Raw genomic sequence first — 15944 nt, forward strand, 5'->3', positions numbered from 1 at the left:
GAGGCTCAGCTCGGGTAAAATCCGCGCCATGACTGACGCCCACGATCCTGCCACCCTGCCCGCCGCCGCTTCACCTTCCCAGCCGCGTTTCGTCCATCTTCGACTGCATTCCGAGTATTCGGTCACCGACGGCATCGTCCAGGTCGATCAGGCGATTGCCAGCGCGCTTGCCGACGGCATGCCGGCCCTGGGCATCTCCGACCTGGTCAACCTGTTCGGCATGGTCAAGTTCTACAAGGGCGCGCGCGACAAGGGGCTCAAGCCCATCATCGGCGTCGACGCCTGGGTGCAGAACGAGCTCGAGCGCGACAAGCCCGGTCGTGTGCTCTTGATCTGCAAGAACCGTGAGGGCTACGGTCAGCTGTGCAGCTTGCTCACGCGTGCGTATCTGGAGAACAAGCATCGCAGCCGCGCCGAGATGCGGCGCGAGTGGTTCGAGGAGGGTGCAGCGAGCGAGCTGCTGTGCCTGTCGGGTGCGATGAGCGGGGATATCGGCGCCGCGCTGGCGGCCGGCAACCCCGAGCAGGCGGCGAAGCTGGCGGCGGACTGGGCGCGGCTGTTTCCTGACGCCTTCTACCTCGAAATCCAGCGCGCCGGCCACCCCGGCACCGAGGCCTATATCCGCCAGACGCTGGAGATTGCCAGCGCGCTGGGGCTGCCGGTGGTGGCGACCCACCCGGTGCAGTTCCTCAAGCGTGAAGACTTCCAGGCGCACGAGGCGCGGGTGTGCATCGCCCAGGGCTATGTGCTGGCCGACAAACGCCGGCCGCGCGACTTCACCGAGGAGCAGTACCTCAAGAGTCAGGCGGAGATGTGCGCGCTTTTCGCCGACATTCCCGAGGCGCTCGAGAACGCGGTGGAGATTGCGCGCCGCTGTTCGCTGACGGTGGAGCTGGGCAAGAACTTCCTGCCCCTGTTCCCGACGCCGCAAGGCATGACGCTGGACGACTTCCTGGTGCATGAGGCGCGCGCAGGACTTGAGCGCCGTCTGGCCCAGCTCTACCCCGACGCGGATGAGCGCGAGCGCCAGCGCGCACGCTACGAGGAGCGGCTCAAGTTCGAGACCGACACCATCGTGCAGATGGGCTTTCCGGGCTACTTCCTCATCGTCGCCGACTTCATCCGCTGGGCAAAGAACAATGGCGTGCCGGTGGGGCCGGGCCGTGGCTCGGGTGCAGGCTCGCTGGTGGCCTATGCGCTCGACATCACCGACATCGACCCGCTCGCCTATGCCTTGCTGTTCGAACGCTTCCTGAACCCGGAGCGAGTGTCGATGCCCGACTTCGACATCGACTTCTGCCAGGACAACCGCTACCGCGTCATCGAGTACGTGCGCGAGCGTTACGGCAAGGACGCGGTGAGCCAGATCGCCACCTTCGGCACCATGGCCTCCAAGGCGGTGGTGCGCGACGTCGGGCGTGTGCTCGATCTGCCCTACGGCCTGTGCGACCGGCTGTCCAAGCTGATCCCGATCGAAGGCGCCAAGCCCGTCTCGCTCAGCAAGGCCTACGAGATGGAGCCGCAGATCGGCGAGATGATGAAGGACGGCAACGATGGTGAAGCCGTCCAGACCCTGTGGGCGCTGGCGCAGCCGCTCGAAGGCCTGGCGCGCAACGTCGGCATGCACGCCGGCGGCGTGCTCATTGCGCCGGGCAGACTCACCGATTTCTGCCCGCTCTACATCGCCGACGGTGAGGACGCCACGCCGGTGTCGCAGTTCGACAAGGACGACGTCGAGGCGGTGGGGCTGGTCAAGTTCGACTTCCTCGGCCTGCGCAACCTGACCATCATCGAGCTCGCGCTGGAGTACATCGCGCGCATGACCGGCGAGCGCCCCGACTTGATGAGCCTGGGCTTCGAGGACCCGGCGGCTTACCAGATCCTGAAGGACGCCAACACCACGGCGATCTTCCAGGTCGAGTCGGACGGCATGAAGAAGCTGCTGAAAAAGCTCGCGCCCGACCGCTTCGAGGACATCATCGCGGTGCTCGCGCTCTATCGCCCCGGGCCGCTGGGCTCGGGCATGGTGGACGACTTCATCCTGCGCAAGAAGGGTCAGCAGGCCATCGATTACTTCCATCCCGACCTCAAGGCCTGCCTGGAGCCCACCTACGGCGTCATCGTGTACCAGGAACAGGTGATGCAGATCTCGCAGATCATCGGCGGCTACACCCTGGGTGGCGCTGACATGTTGCGGCGCGCGATGGGCAAGAAGAAGGCCGAGGAGATGGCCAAGCACCGTGCCACCATCGCCGAGGGTGCAAAGACGAAGGGTTACGACCCGGCGCTGGCCGAACAGCTCTTCGATCTGATGACCAAGTTTGCGGAGTACGGCTTCAACAAGTCGCACACCGCAGCCTACGCGGTGGTCACTTACCACACCGCCTGGCTCAAGGCTCACCATTGCGCGGCCTTCATGGCGGCGACCATGTCATCCGACCTGGACAACACCGACACGATCAAGATCTTCTACGAAGATACGGTCGCCAACGGCATCACGGTGCTGGCGCCGGATGTGAACGCCTCCGACTACCGCTTCGTGCCGGTGGACCGCAAGACGATCCGCTACGGTCTGGGCGCAGTGAAAGGGGTGGGCGAGCCCGCGGTGCGGGCAATGCTCGCCGCGCGCGAGCAGGGCGGGGCGTTTCGCGACCTGTTTGATTTTTGTGCGCGGGTTGACCGGCGCATGGCCAACCGCCGCGTCATCGAGGCCTTGATCCGCGCCGGTGCGATGGATGGTCTTGAGGCGCACCAGGGGCTGGATCGCGCGCAGCTGATGGCGACCGTGGCGCTGGCGATGGAGGCGGCCGAACAGGCGGCGGCGAATGCGATGCAGGGCGGTCTGTTCGACATGCTGCCCGAGGCTGCCGGTGCGGCCCCGGATTTTGTCCGTATCCGCCCGTGGACCGAGCGTGAGCGCCTGAAGGAAGAGAAGCTGGCAATCGGTTTCTTCCTCTCCGGCCACCCCTTCAATGCCTCCCGCCCCGAGGTGCGGCGCTTCGTGCGCCGTACCCTGGCGCAGCTCGAGCCCGCGCGCGACATCAGCATGCTGGCCGGGGTGGTGATGGAGACCAGGACCAAGATGGGCGGGCGCGGCAAGATGGCGTTCGTGACGCTGGACGACGGCACCGAGGCGCGCGAGGTGATGGTGTATTCCGAGGTGCTGGAAGCCAATCGCGGCAAGATCGTCACCGACGAGGTGCTGGTGGTCGAGGGCAAGATCAGCAACGATGAATTCTCCGGCGGGCTGCGCATCATCGCCGAGCGCCTGCTGACCCTGGGTGAGGCCCGCAGTCGGTTTGCGCGCGCCTTGCAGCTGCGCATCGAGGGTGGGCTGGATGCCAGCGGCGGCGCGGTGGTCGCAGCGGGCAAGCTGCAGACCTTGCTCGAGCCCTTTCGTGAGGGCGGCTGCCCGGTGCGGGTGCGCTATCGCAATGCGGCAGCCGAAGCCGAGCTGCCCTTTGGTGATGGCTGGCGCGTGCGCCTGGATGACGCGCTGCTCGACAGCCTGCGCGAATGGCTGCCGCCCGAGGCGGTCGAGGTGATCTACCCCAACTGAGCCCAGCTGAGCGCCAGCCCCGCACACGGGCGGCGCTCAGGTGTAGGCGATCTCCCCCTCGCCGGCGCTGAGCCATTGCGCGCGCAAGAGCGCGTCGGCGATGGTGGCGGTGATGTTCTCGTCGCCGAGCCGGTCCATGAAGCCGGAGCGGAACACGATGGAGCCCGGCTGCGAGTTCAACCCGCACAGGATGAGATGGGCGCCTCGCCTTTGCAGATTGCGGTGCAGGGTCTGCAGGATGTCCAGGCCGGTGGTGTCGATGCTGACCACCTTGTCCAGATCGAGAATGACCACATCCGGATGGCCGTGCTGCATCAGCAACAGGTTTTCGAGCTTGTTGGCGGCGCCGAAGAACAGGCTGCCGAACATCCTGTAGGCGAGAATGCGCGGCGTGCCGTCCTCCCGATTCATCTGCGCGGCGCCGTAGTGCCCTTCCAATGGCACGCGCTCGATGCGGGTGAGGTCGGACATGCGGTAGATGAAGAACAGGCTTGCCAGCACCATGCCCAGCTCGACCGCCAGGGTCAGGTCGAAGAACACGGTGACGAAGAAGGTGCCGAGCAGGATGGTGCGATAGGGCAGCGAATAGCGCATCAGCTCTTTTGGCGCGAAGGCGTGCCACTCGCCCATGTTGACCGACACCATGACCACGATCGCCGACAGCGTTGCGAGCGGGATGTGGCTGGCGGCCGGCGCCAGCACCAGCACGATGGCCAGCAACACCAGGGCGTGCAGGATGCCGGCGACCGGGGTGCGCCCGCCGGTGCGGATGTTGGTGGCGGTGCGGGCGATCGCGCCGGTGGCGGCAAAGCCGCCGAACAGCGGCGCGGCGACGTTGGCGATGCCTTGTGCCATGAGCTCCTGGTTGGGGTCGTGGCGGTCGTCGATCATGCTGTCGGCGACGCGGGCCGAGAGCAGCGATTCAATCGCGCCGAGCAGGGCGATGGTGATCGCCGGGCTCACCAGCTTGCCCAGTGTGCTCAGACTCAGTGCGGGCAGGCCGATCTCAGGGAGCTCCTGCGGGATGCCGCCAAAGCGGCTGCCGATGGTGTCGACCGGCAGGGAGAACAGGGCATTGGCCACGGTCATGAGGATCAGCACGGCGAGGGGGCCGGGCAGACGGGCCATCCAGCTGACGGTCTTCGCCTTGTGGTTCCAGGCCAGCAGCCCGGCCAGTGATCCTGCGCCAACGGCGACCGTTGCCGGGTCTATGCTTGGCAGGGCCGTCCACAGCGCCGCCATCTTGGCGAAGAACTCGCCCGGCAGGTTTTCGATCTGCAGGCCGAGGAAGTCCTTGATCTGCGAAATGAAGATCACCACGGCGATGCCGTTGGTAAAGCCGATCACCACGGACAGCGGGATGAAGCGGATCATGTTGCCCAGGCGCAGCGCCCCCAGGGCGAACAGCAGGATGCCTGACATCATGGTGGCGATGAGCAGGTTCTGTACGCCGTAGTCAGCGACGATGGCGTAGATGATGGGGATGAAGGCGCCGGTGGGGCCGCCGATCTGCACCCGTGAGCCGCCGAGGAGCGCGATCAGCAGGCCGGCGACAATCGCGGTCCAGATGCCGGCGGCGGGAGACATGCCCGAGGCGATGGCGAAAGCCATCGCCAGTGGCAGGGCGAGCACGCCGACGGTGATGCCGGCAGAGAGGTCCTGGACGAAGCCGGTCCGGTTGTAGCCGGGGAGGGTGTCGAGGAGCTTGGGTCTGAAGTGGATTTTCATGCTGTCTCCGCTGCGGGTGGGAACGCGGGCTGGAGCGCCGCCCGTTCGGGCAGCGCTACGGAGACGGTCGCCCTCGACCGGCGTGATGCAGGATGAACCAGCGTTTCGAGGGCGTCAGCGGCATGGTGTGTTCTGCGGTCCCGCGTCTACTTGACCCGCATGCCTGCGCTGGCGCCGGCATCGGGCGAGAGGATGTAGAGGCCACCGCTCTTGCCGTCCGCATCGGAGGCAGCCAGTACCATGCCTTCGCTGAGGCCGAACTTCATCTTGCGCGGCGCAAGGTTGGCGACCATGACCGTGTGTCGACCAATGAGCGTCGCCGGGTCATAGGCCGATTTGATGCCGGCGAAGACCTGGCGCGGTTTTGGCGCGCCGGCGGCGTCGGTCTCGCCGATGTCCAGTTGCAGGCGGATCAACTTGTCGGCGCCGTCGACGTGCTCGGCGTTGACGATGCGGGCGATGCGCAGATCGACCTTGGTGAAGTCGTCGATGCTGATGTGCGGTGCGGCGGTCTCGGCTGCTTGTGCCGCGTGCTGCTGCTTTTCGGCATGACGTTGCGGCGAGGCGGTGGCGTCGGCAGCTTTCGCGTTTGCAGCGCTCTGGGCGGGTGCGGCCGCAGTCGGGGCGAGCGATTCACGGTTGGCTTCGAGCAGGGCGTCGATCTGCTTGCGTTCGACGCGCGTCATCAGGTGGCTGTAAGGCTCGATGCGGTGTCCGGAGGGCAGGGGCGCCCAGTCGCCCAGCCAGTTCATGGCCGGAACGGAGAGGAAGGTCTCGACTTGCTCGGTCAGGGTCGGCAACACCGGCTTGAGGTAGCGTGCGAGGTCGCGGAACATGGTCAGCGCGCTGCTGCACACCATGTGCAGGTGGGCCTCCTGGCCTTCCTGTTTCGCCAGTTCCCAGGGCTTGTGGTCATTCACGTACTGGTTGGCGATGTCGGCCAGGCGCATGGTCTCGCGCAGCGCACGGCTGTAGTCGCGTTCGTCGTAGGCGGCGGCGATCCTGCCATCCGTCCAGGCGGCGGCGAAGTCGGCACAGGCGGCGACATCGATCTCACCCAGTTTGCCGTCGAAGCGCTTGCCGATGAAGCCGGCGCAGCGGCTGGCGATGTTGACGAACTTGCCGACGAGGTCGGAATTGACCCTGGCGATCATGTCGTCGAGGTTGAGGTCGACGTCTTCCATGCTGCCGTTCGATTTGCCGGCGAAGTAGTAGCGCAGCCACTCGGGATTGAGTTTTTGTGTGATGTAGGAGTGTGCGGTGATGAAGGTGCCGCGGCTCTTGCTCATCTTGGCGCCGTCGACGGTCAGGAAGCCGTTCACGCACAGTTGGCTGGGCGTGGCGTAGCCGGCGAACTTGAGCATTGCGGGCCAGAACAGGGCGTGGAAGTAGAGGATGTCCTTGCCGATGAAGTGCACCATCTCGGTGCCGGCTGCTGCGGCGCGATCGGCGTCGATGTAGTCCTCGACGATGATGGGCTCGGCGCTGGCGGCGCGTTTTTCGGCCAGGTTGCGAAAGCTGGCGAGGTAGCCGATGGGTGCATCGAGCCAGACGTAGAAGTACTTGCCAGGTGCGCCCGGGATCTCGAAGCCGAAGTAGGGCGCGTCGCGCGAGATGTCCCAGTCGGAGAGCTTGTTCTCGCCGGCCTCGCCCAGCCACTCCTTCATCTTGTTGGCGGCTTCGGGCTGCAGGCGGCGCTCGCCGAGGGCGTTGTGGCCGCGCGTCCAGCTGCGCAGGAAGTCCACCGCGCGCTCATCCGAGAGGCGGAAGAAGTAGTGTTCCGAGCTTCTCAGCACCGGCTTGGCACCGGACACCGCCGAGTACGGGTTCTTGAGCTCGGTCGGAGCATAGGCGGCGCCGCAGGCTTCGCAGTTGTCGCCGTACTGGTCGGCCGCGCTGCACTTGGGGCATTCGCCCTTGATGAAGCGGTCGGGCAGGAACATCTCTTTGACTGGGTCGTAATACTGCTCGATCGAGCGCGTGTCGATCAGTCCGCCGGCCTTGAGCTTGCCGTAGATGTCCTCGGCGTAGAAGCGGTTCTCGGCGCTGTGCGTCGAGTGGTAATTGTCGAAGCCAACGCCGAAGTCGGTGAAGTCCCGCAGATGCTCGCCATGTACGCGTTCGATGAGCTGCTCAGGCGTCAGTCCTTCCTTTTCGGCGCGCAGCATGACGGGCGTGCCATGGGTGTCGTCCGCGCACACGTAGTGCACCGAATGGCCCCGCATGCGCTGGTAGCGTACCCAGATGTCGGCCTGAACATAGCCGACCAGATGGCCGAGGTGAATGTCGCCGTTGGCATAGGGCAGGGCGTTGGTGACGAGGATCTTGCGGGGCATGGTGGCTTCGGCGCGATTCAAAGGACGCAAGTTTATCAAAGCGCAGCGCTCACCGCCGTGCGCCCGGCTGAAGCGGCAGCTGCGGCGCGGATCTGGACCCGATCAGGGCATCGCCCGCAGCAGCAGCTCGACCCTGCGGTTGCGTGCGCGTCCCTCTTCGGTGGCGTTGCTGGTGAGGGGGTCGGCTTCGCCCTGACCGTCGGCACTGAGGCGCTCAAGCGCGATGCCGCGCTCGCTGAGATAGCTCACGACAGCTTCGGCGCGTTCGATCGACAGACGCAGATTGACCATCTCGCTGCCCTGGCTGTCGGTGTGGCCGATGACCTTGATGGCGACGCCGTTGTCGTCCGTCAGCGCCGGCGCGATGGCTTCGAGTGCGCTCGCAAGGGAGGGGCGGATTGCGGTACTGCCCGAGCTGAAGCCGTCTGCGACCGGGATCTCGATGCGCACGCCTTGCGCGTCAGCCGCCCCCACCTTGATGCCGGGCAGGGGTGCGGTGGCGGTGCTGATGCGTTCGCGCAAGCCCTCCCATTGCGGTGCCGGGCTTGCAGGGCGGACAAGGGCGTGGCGGTGGATGGGGTCGCTGGCGGCCGGGGTGGCAGGTGTTCCAGGGCTTGCGCAGGCCGCGAGCAGCAGGCTTGCAGCCAGGGCAATGCAGACTGGAGCGCTGAACAACGGGGTCTTGAAGAGGGCGGGCAGGCGGATGTTCATCGGCGGTGGCGTGTGGTTGAGGCGCAGCCTCGGCTCGTGTCGTGCGGGCGAGGGGTGGCAGGCGGGTGGATGGATCAATGCGTGCATGAGCGCGTTGTGAGGCTCGTCCGGGGTCTCGCGTGAGGAAACCTTGATGACAGCGCGGGTGAGTGATTACACAGGCTCCGGTATCATTCTGCCGTCTCCACCCCGCAGTGGGTGCATCGATTATCGAGGAAACCGCGATGAGTCTTGACCAGCAAACTGTAACCGACGTGCTCAAGCAGGTGATCGATCCGAACACCGGCAAGGATTTTGTCTCCGCCCGTAGTGTGCGTAATGTGGTGGTGAAAGGCGCAGATGTCGCTTTTGAGCTTGAACTCGGCTACCCGGCGAAAAGCCAGCACGAACCCATCCGCGCGCTGCTGGCCGATGCGCTGGCAGCGGTGCCGGGCATCGGTCGCGTCGACATCAAGGTCAGCAGCAAGGTCGTCGCCCACTCCGTGCAGCATGGCGTGAAGCTGCTGCCCGGGGTGCGCAACATCATCGCGGTCGCATCGGGGAAGGGCGGCGTAGGCAAGAGCACGACTTCGGTCAACCTGGCGCTGGCCTTGTCCGCCGAGGGTGCGCGCGTGGGTATCCTGGATGCGGACATCTATGGGCCGTCGCAGCCGCAGATGCTGGGCATCGGCGGTCAGCGTCCGAAGTCGGAAGACGGCAAGACCATGATTCCGCTCGAGGCCTATGGCCTGCAGGCGATGTCGATCGGCTTTCTCATCGAGCAGGACACGCCGATGGTGTGGCGCGGGCCGATGGCGACGCAGGCCCTCAACCAGATGCTCAAGGACACCGTCTGGGATGATCTTGATTACCTCATCATCGACATGCCGCCGGGCACGGGCGACATACAGCTGACGCTGTCGCAGAGCGTGCCGGTCACCGGCGCGGTGATCGTCACCACGCCGCAGGACATCGCCTTGCTGGACGCGCGCAAGGGCCTGAAGATGTTCGAGAAGGTCGGTGTGCCGATCCTGGGGGTGGTGGAGAACATGAGCATCCACATCTGTTCGAAGTGTGGCCATGAAGAGCACATCTTCGGCCAGGGTGGCGGCGAGAAGATGTGTACGGACTTCAACATTCCCTTTCTCGGCGCGTTGCCGCTCGACATCCAGATCCGCTCTGAAGCCGACAGTGGGGCGCCCACGGTGGTGTCCGATCCGGACGGGCGTATCGCCGCGATTTACAAGCAGATTGCGCGCAAGGTGGCCGTGCGTATCGCCGAAAAATCCAAGGACATGACGCACAAGTTTCCCAGTATCGTCATCAAGAGCAGCTGAGGCGGGCGCAGCCTGGCGGCGAACCGAAGCAGGCGCCGCGGCAGCGAAGGACGGGGCCGGATGCGGTGGCGAAACAACACTGGTTCGCCTGGCCTTTCGCTGCCGCGGCGCTTGTCCTACACTAGAAAGCTTTTGTGGCCGCCTCGTCGGTCCTAACGCAACCCGCTGGAACTCGCGCCAATGTCCATCAAGTCCGACAAGTGGATTCGCCGCATGGCCCAAGAGGCCAACATGATCGAGCCCTTTGAGCCCGAGCTGGTGCGGACCAACGCCAGCGGTCGCATCGTCTCCTATGGCACTTCGAGCTATGGCTACGATGTGCGCGTGGCGAACGAATTCAAGATCTTCACCAACATCAATTCCACCATCGTTGATCCGAAAGACTTCGATGCGCGCAACTTTGTCGATTTCATTGGCGATGTCTGCATCATCCCGCCGAATTCCTTCGCGCTTGCGCGCACCGTGGAGTACTTCCGTATTCCGCGCAGCGTGCTGACCGTGTGCCTGGGCAAGAGCACTTACGCGCGTTGCGGCATCATCGTCAACGTGACACCGCTGGAGCCGGAATGGGAGGGTCACGTCACGCTTGAGTTCTCCAACACCACGCCGCTGCCAGCCAAGATCTATGCCAATGAAGGCGTGGCGCAGATGCTGTTCTTCGAGGCGGATGAAGTGTGCGAGACCTCGTATAAGGATCGCGGCGGCAAATACCTCGGACAGACGGGCGTCACGCTGCCGAAGATCTGATCCACAATGCGGTGATGACGTATTCACGGGGCCGACTGACGGCCCTTTGCGCTTTTTGAACCACTTTCGGTAAATTGTGGTCCGTATGCACCGGAGTGCTCTGCCGGTTGCGCTGACCCGCCGGGATCGGCTGGAGACGAACAGGATGAAATTCAACTTCCCCATCATCATCATCGACGAAGACTTTCGCTCGGAGAACACTTCGGGGCTGGGGATTCGTGCGCTCGCCAAGGCGATCGAAGCGGAGGGTATCGAGGTGCTAGGGGTCACGAGCTATGGTGATCTGACCTCGTTCGTGCAGCAGCAGAGCCGTGGCTCGGCCTTCATCCTGTCTATCGATGATGAGGAGTTTTCCTCGCCCGAGGCTTCGGCCAAGGCCGTCGCCGACCTGCGCGCCTTCGTCGAGGAGATCCGCTTTCGCAACGCCGACATCCCGATCTTCCTGCACGGCGAGACGCGCACCACGCGGCATATTCCGAATGACGTGCTGCGCGAGATGCACGGCTTCATCCATATGTTCGAGGACACGCCCGAATTCATCGCGCGCTACGTTGTGCGCGAGGCCAGGCATTATCTGGAGTCACTGGCGCCGCCGTTCTTCCGCGCGCTGGTGCACTATGCGGCGGACAGTTCCTATTCGTGGCACTGCCCGGGCCATTCGGGGGGGGTCGCCTTCCTGAAGAGCCCGGTGGGGCAGATGTTCCATCAGTTCTTCGGCGAGAACATGCTGCGCGCCGACGTGTGCAACGCGGTCGATGAATTGGGTCAGCTGCTTGATCACACCGGTCCAGTGGCGGCGTCCGAGCGCAACGCCGCGCGCATCTTCAACTGCGACCACCTGTACTTTGTCACCAACGGGACTTCGACATCGAACAAGATGGTGTGGCACACAACGGTCGCGCCCGGCGATATCGTCGTCGTCGACCGCAACTGCCACAAGTCCATCCTCCACTCCATCATCATGACCGGCGCGGTGCCCGTGTTCCTGACCCCGACGCGCAACCATTACGGCATCATCGGCCCGATCCCGCTGCGCGAGTTCTCGATGGAGAACATCGAGAAGAAGATCGCCGCGAATCCGTTCGCGCACGAGGCAAGGAGCAAGAAGCCGCGCATCCTGACGATCACGCAGTCGACTTACGATGGCGTGGTGTACAACGTCGAGACCATCAAGGACATGCTCGACGGCCAGATCGACACCCTGCATTTCGACGAGGCGTGGTTGCCGCACGCTGCTTTCCACGACTTCTACGGCGACTATCATGCGATCGGTGCCGACCGCCCGCGTTGCCGCGAGTCGATGGTGTTTTCGACGCAGTCCACGCACAAGATGCTGGCTGGTCTGAGCCAAGCGTCGCAGATCCTGGTGCAGGATTCGCAGACGCGCAAGCTCGATCGCGACATTTTCAACGAGGCCTACCTGATGCACACCTCGACCTCGCCGCAGTACGCGATCATCGCCTCGTGCGATGTGGCGGCGGCGATGATGGAGCCGCCGGGTGGTCCGGCCCTGGTCAACGAGTCGCTGTCCGAGGCGGTCGAATTCCGCCGTGCGATGCGCAAGGTCGACGCCGAGTTTGGTGACGAAGAATGGTGGTTCAAGGTGTGGGGGCCGGAGTTTCTGGCCGAGGAAGGCATCGGCAGCCGCGAGGATTGGACGCTGAAGGCCGGTGAAAGCTGGCACGGCTTTGGTGACCTGGCCGAAGGCTTCAACATGCTCGACCCGATCAAGGCCACCATCATCACCCCGGGTCTCAACATGGATGGTGACTTTGCCGATCACACCGGCATTCCGGCGGGGATCGTGACGAAGTATCTTGCCGAGCACGGCATCATCGTCGAGAAGACCGGTCTTTACTCCTTCTTCATCATGTTCACCATCGGCATCACCAAGGGGCGCTGGAACACGATGGTGACCGAGCTGCAGCAGTTCAAGGATGATTACGATCGCAACCAGCCCTTGTGGCGGGTGATGCCCGAGTTCATCGCCAAGCATCCACGTTACGAGCGCGTGGGCTTGAAGGACCTGTGCAACCAGATTCACAGCTTCTACACGTCGCACGACATCGCGCGTCTGACGACAGAGATGTATCTGTCAGACATGGTGCCGGCGATGAAGCCGGCTGACGCCTGGGCGAGAATGGCGCATCGTGACATCGAGCGTCTGCCGCTGGATGAACTGGAAGGGCGGGTCACGGCGATGCTGGTCACGCCTTATCCGCCCGGTATTCCGCTGCTCATTCCCGGCGAGCGCTTCAACGCGACGATCGTGCGCTATCTGAAGTTTGCGCGCGACTTCAACGCGCGCTTCCCGGGGTTCGAAACCGATATCCACGGCCTGGTGAAGGGCGAGGACGGCCGTTACCACGTTGATTGTGTGAAGGATTGATCGCTGCTGCCGCCTTGTCGGGCTGAGAAATGGCCAGGGCCGCGAAGTGCGGCCCTGGCCATTTTTCCAATGTGGAGGGTGGTCACCAATCAACGCCGACGGTAGTGGACGAAATCGAAATCGAACTCGTTGTCGGCGTCGGCCGTCCGTGGGTCGCGCCGCTCTTCGATGAAATGCGCACGATCGAAAGGGGGGAAGCGGGCGTCACCGCTCACATCCGCCCATACCTCGGTGAGCTCAAGTCGATCCGCACAGGGCAGCAGCGTGGTGTAGAGCTGGGCGCCGCCGATCACGAACAGGCGGTCTGCGTCGGCCGCCGCGGCGATGGCGGCCTCGGGATTTTGGAAAACCTCCGCGCCTTCGGCCTGGAACTGCGGGTCGCGTGAGACCACGAGGTTGCGCCGGCCGGGCAAGGGGCGCCCGAGCGACTCCCAGGTCTTGCGCCCCATCAGGATCGGATGGCCCATGGTCAGCGCGCGGAAATGCTGCAGGTCAGCCTTCAGCCGCCAGGGCAGGCCGTTATCGACGCCGATCACACCGTTGCGCGCGATGGCAGCGACGATGATGAGCTCGGGTTTTGTCCTCATACCGCAACCTCTGCCTTGATGTGGGGGTGGGGGTGGTAGTCGGCGATCTCGAAGTCCTCGAAACGGAAGGCAAAGATGTCGGTGACCGTGGGGTTCATTTTCAGACTTGGCAGCGGGCGTGGTTCGCGCGCAAGTTGTGTGCGTGCCTGCTCAAGGTGATTGACGTAGAGGTGGCAGTCTCCCCCCGTCCATACAAAATCGCCGGGTTCGAGTCCGCACACTTGCGCCACCATGTGGTTGAGCAAGGCGTAAGAGGCGATGTTGAAGGGGACGCCGAGGAAAATGTCTGCACTGCGCTGGTAAAGCTGGCAGGAAAGGCGGCCGTTGGCTACGTAGAACTGGAACAGGGCGTGGCAGGGCGGAAGTGCCATCGTATCCACCTCTGCCGGGTTCCAGGCAGAGACGATGTGCCGGCGCGAGTCGGGGTTCTGGCGTATGCCGTCGATCAGCTTCGTGATCTGATCGATGCTGCTGCCGTCCCGCTTCTCCCAGCGCCGCCACTGTTTGCCATAGACCGGGCCGAGGTCGCCGCTTTCATCCGCCCAGTCGTCCCAGATGGAGACGCCGTTGTCCGTAAGGTAGCGAATATTGGTGTCGCCCTGCAGGAACCACAGCAGCTCATGAATGATGGAGCGGGTGTGCAGCTTCTTGGTGGTCAGGAGCGGGAAGCCTTCCGCCAGGCGGAAGCGCATCTGCCAGCCAAATACCGACAAGGTCCCGGTTCCGGTGCGGTCTGTCTTGCGATCACCGTGCTCAAGCACGTGGCGCATTAGATCAATATACTGACGCATGTTTGCACGGTACGGATAAACGAGTAAGTTTATACCGAAGGTGGGGTGATGACTGTGGTCACGGTCCGTTCTCGCCGTGTTCGTAGTGAGTGCAGGGCTATGCTGGCCTGCCCGCTTCGAGCTAGTCATGCTAGGCTCGGCAAGCTGATTTTCTCCACCCACCATTTCCATCCGTCGGCCCATTGAGTCGATGTCGTCATCGAGTTGCCAGACTGAGGTTCCGCACGGGTGTCCTGGTGGATCTGTATCTTATGAATGCTGTCATGTCATCGTCCCATTCTGAACCAGCCGACGCCTTTGCTGAGCTGTACGAGCTTGCTGCGGCGCTGCGAAGGCAATTGGCCGCTGCAGCCCTTGACCCGAGCGCTGTGCATCGCGCCATCCTCGAAGTCGAGGGCGCGCTGCAAGGGCTTGCCCGGCAGGCGGGCGGAGACGTTGAGGCGCCACGCTTTGCCAGTCGCGCGACTGCTGACGCGTATCAGGAGATTGCCGGGCGGTCGGAGCAGACCGTTTCCCGTGCCACTGTGGCTGCTGCACTCGTCGAAGTCGTGAGATGGGATGCGATCGGCCGTTACGCGCCAGACCCTGAGATATGGCAGAGATTGGGTGGCGTGCTTGATCCGGATGTTGATGCGCAGACAACGGTTTTTGCGGGCGACATTGACTCCGCAGGCAAGCAATACCTGCGCGCACTCGCTTATCAGAGTGCCGGGCTGGATCGACTCGATGGTGAGGCTGTGTGGCATGCGATGGAGTTGATCGATCGTTGTCTGCCCTACCTCAACATGTCGAGACATCCATTCAGCGCCGCACACTATGTGGCTGACCCACAGGCTGGAGCAGTGCCACGGCGCCGTCTCGAGGCATCCACACATCGTGGTTTCCACTTCTCGACGCGCACGGCGTGGGAGTATCTGGCCGAAATCGAGTCCGAGCTTGGTGGCGACGATGGGGACGTCGGTCTCGAGTCCTCCTCCTCGCCGAGTCGCCTGCTTGCATGGCGCCAGTTGCGGCGCCTGTGGGCCGATGCTGCGCCGGTACGTCGCCATAGGCGACATGCGGTAGGGGGGCAGGTGCGCATCGTGCGCGGAGTCGCTGAATGCCTGCGCCTGATATCGGGGTCGGCGGAGCAGGAGCTTCCAGCGTGGAACGTTTGCGATGTGAGTCGTTCGAGCATGGCAATCGTCCTGCCCTCACCACACCTTGACGTGCCGCGCCTTGGCGAGCTGGTGGGTGTTCGCTTCGATGACGCCGATCGCTGTCAGCTCGGTATTGTCCAGAGGCTGCGTCTGGAGTCGCGCGGTCTGGTGTGCGGGATACAGCTTGTGGCGCGCGCAGCGTCGGCGGCGGCCCTGGAGGATGGGCGCGCGCCCGTTACGGTCTTGCTGTGTGATAGCCCTGCGCGCGGAGAGTCCGTGCGCTTGATGGCTGCGAGCGCCGATGTCCTTGCTGATGGGCTGCTGTTTCTCAAGGCAGAGGCGGCAGTGTTCAGGCTGCGGGCGCTGGACCTGCCCTTGGTCGGTGTGGGTTTCGCCATGCGTGCCTATCAGCTCACTTGAGTGTCTTTTTGCTGTTGTGAGCTAATCCTCGCTACAAGCTCGTTTTAAGCTTGACCTTTGCTTTTTGGTGTCTATAATTCGGCCTCTCCTGGCGCTGACGCGGTTTGATTCCGGTCTTTGCGGTGGTGCTGGAGGTGAGGCGGGTTGGGTGTTTCGGGGGTTTCGGGTCGTGCGGTTGGAGGCACGGTTCGTTAAAAAGAGTTCCCGGGGTGCTTGACAGG

10 protein-coding genes are annotated in these 15944 nt (G+C 63.8%); 5 read left to right on the forward strand and 5 right to left on the reverse strand.

Annotated elements, in window-relative coordinates:
• Positions 1–28: 28 nt before the first annotated feature.
• Positions 29–3559, forward strand: a complete 3531-nt coding sequence (dnaE, locus tag M622_RS30190) for a DNA polymerase III subunit alpha (protein WP_021249382.1) — start codon at positions 29–31, stop codon at positions 3557–3559.
• A gap of 36 nt (positions 3560–3595) precedes the next feature.
• Here the strand turns inward: dnaE and M622_RS30195 are convergent, their stop codons facing one another.
• From M622_RS30195 to M622_RS30205, 3 genes are all read right to left on the reverse strand, one after another.
• The gene (locus tag M622_RS30195) at positions 3596–5287 is read right to left on the reverse strand and encodes a SulP family inorganic anion transporter (RefSeq protein ID WP_021249383.1); all 1692 of its coding nucleotides are present in this window, start codon (positions 5285–5287) and stop codon (positions 3596–3598) included.
• 146 nt (positions 5288–5433) lie between these two features.
• On the reverse strand, positions 5434–7623 hold the full coding sequence (gene metG, locus M622_RS30200; protein WP_031346852.1) for a methionine--tRNA ligase: 2190 nt from the start codon (positions 7621–7623) through the stop codon (positions 5434–5436).
• Positions 7624–7725: 102 nt separating this feature from the next.
• Entirely contained in the window at positions 7726–8421 is a 696-nt protein-coding gene (locus M622_RS30205; protein ID WP_245543060.1) for an OmpA family protein, read from the reverse strand.
• Positions 8422–8558: 137 nt separating this feature from the next.
• Here M622_RS30205 and apbC point away from each other — a divergent pair, with 137 nt between their 5' ends.
• From apbC to M622_RS30220, 3 genes are all read left to right on the forward strand, one after another.
• Positions 8559–9650 carry an iron-sulfur cluster carrier protein ApbC gene (gene apbC / locus M622_RS30210; protein WP_021249386.1) on the forward strand — a complete coding sequence of 364 codons (1092 nt, stop codon included), beginning with the start codon at positions 8559–8561 and terminating at the stop codon, positions 9648–9650.
• 180 nt (positions 9651–9830) lie between these two features.
• A complete protein-coding gene (gene dcd, locus M622_RS30215; RefSeq protein WP_021249387.1) occupies positions 9831–10397 on the forward strand; it encodes a dCTP deaminase in 567 nt (188 codons plus the stop codon).
• Between the two features lie 145 nt (positions 10398–10542).
• Entirely contained in the window at positions 10543–12786 is a 2244-nt protein-coding gene (locus tag M622_RS30220) for an arginine/lysine/ornithine decarboxylase (RefSeq protein WP_021249388.1), read from the forward strand.
• Positions 12787–12875: 89 nt separating this feature from the next.
• Here M622_RS30220 and M622_RS30225 read toward each other — a convergent pair whose 3' ends face one another.
• Positions 12876–13373 (reverse strand): dihydrofolate reductase, encoded by a 498-nt coding sequence (locus M622_RS30225; protein WP_021249389.1) that lies wholly within the window; start codon positions 13371–13373, stop codon positions 12876–12878.
• Complete coding sequence (locus tag M622_RS30230; protein WP_021249390.1) at positions 13370–14164, reverse strand: thymidylate synthase; 795 nt, start codon at positions 14162–14164, stop codon at positions 13370–13372. The genes M622_RS30225 and M622_RS30230 overlap by 4 nt, the downstream gene beginning before the upstream one ends.
• A 263-nt stretch (positions 14165–14427) precedes the next feature.
• Between M622_RS30230 and M622_RS30235 the strand changes: the two genes are divergently transcribed.
• On the forward strand, positions 14428–15723 hold the full coding sequence (locus M622_RS30235) for a hypothetical protein (RefSeq protein WP_157282020.1): 1296 nt from the start codon (positions 14428–14430) through the stop codon (positions 15721–15723).
• Positions 15724–15944: the final 221 nt, after the last annotated feature.

It is taken from the genome of Thauera terpenica 58Eu (genome assembly GCF_000443165.1).
GTDB classification, from domain to species: Bacteria; Pseudomonadota; Gammaproteobacteria; order Burkholderiales; family Rhodocyclaceae; genus Thauera; species Thauera terpenica.

What these genes read in the sequence shown, in the direction of transcription:
- M622_RS30235 (WP_157282020.1), top strand. Translation starts at nt 14,428, where the DNA reads ATGTCATCGTCCCATTCTGAACCAGCCGACGCCTTTGCTGAGCTGTAC.
- M622_RS30195 (WP_021249383.1), bottom strand. Translation starts at nt 5,287, where the DNA reads ATGAAAATCCACTTCAGACCCAAGCTCCTCGACACCCTCCCCGGCTAC.
- dnaE (WP_021249382.1), top strand. Translation starts at nt 29, where the DNA reads ATGACTGACGCCCACGATCCTGCCACCCTGCCCGCCGCCGCTTCACCT.
- dcd (WP_021249387.1), top strand. Translation starts at nt 9,831, where the DNA reads ATGTCCATCAAGTCCGACAAGTGGATTCGCCGCATGGCCCAAGAGGCC.
- apbC (WP_021249386.1), top strand. Translation starts at nt 8,559, where the DNA reads ATGAGTCTTGACCAGCAAACTGTAACCGACGTGCTCAAGCAGGTGATC.
- metG (WP_031346852.1), bottom strand. Translation starts at nt 7,623, where the DNA reads ATGCCCCGCAAGATCCTCGTCACCAACGCCCTGCCCTATGCCAACGGC.
- M622_RS30205 (WP_245543060.1), bottom strand. Translation starts at nt 8,421, where the DNA reads ATGCACGCATTGATCCATCCACCCGCCTGCCACCCCTCGCCCGCACGA.
- M622_RS30220 (WP_021249388.1), top strand. Translation starts at nt 10,543, where the DNA reads ATGAAATTCAACTTCCCCATCATCATCATCGACGAAGACTTTCGCTCG.
- M622_RS30230 (WP_021249390.1), bottom strand. Translation starts at nt 14,164, where the DNA reads ATGCGTCAGTATATTGATCTAATGCGCCACGTGCTTGAGCACGGTGAT.
- M622_RS30225 (WP_021249389.1), bottom strand. Translation starts at nt 13,373, where the DNA reads ATGAGGACAAAACCCGAGCTCATCATCGTCGCTGCCATCGCGCGCAAC.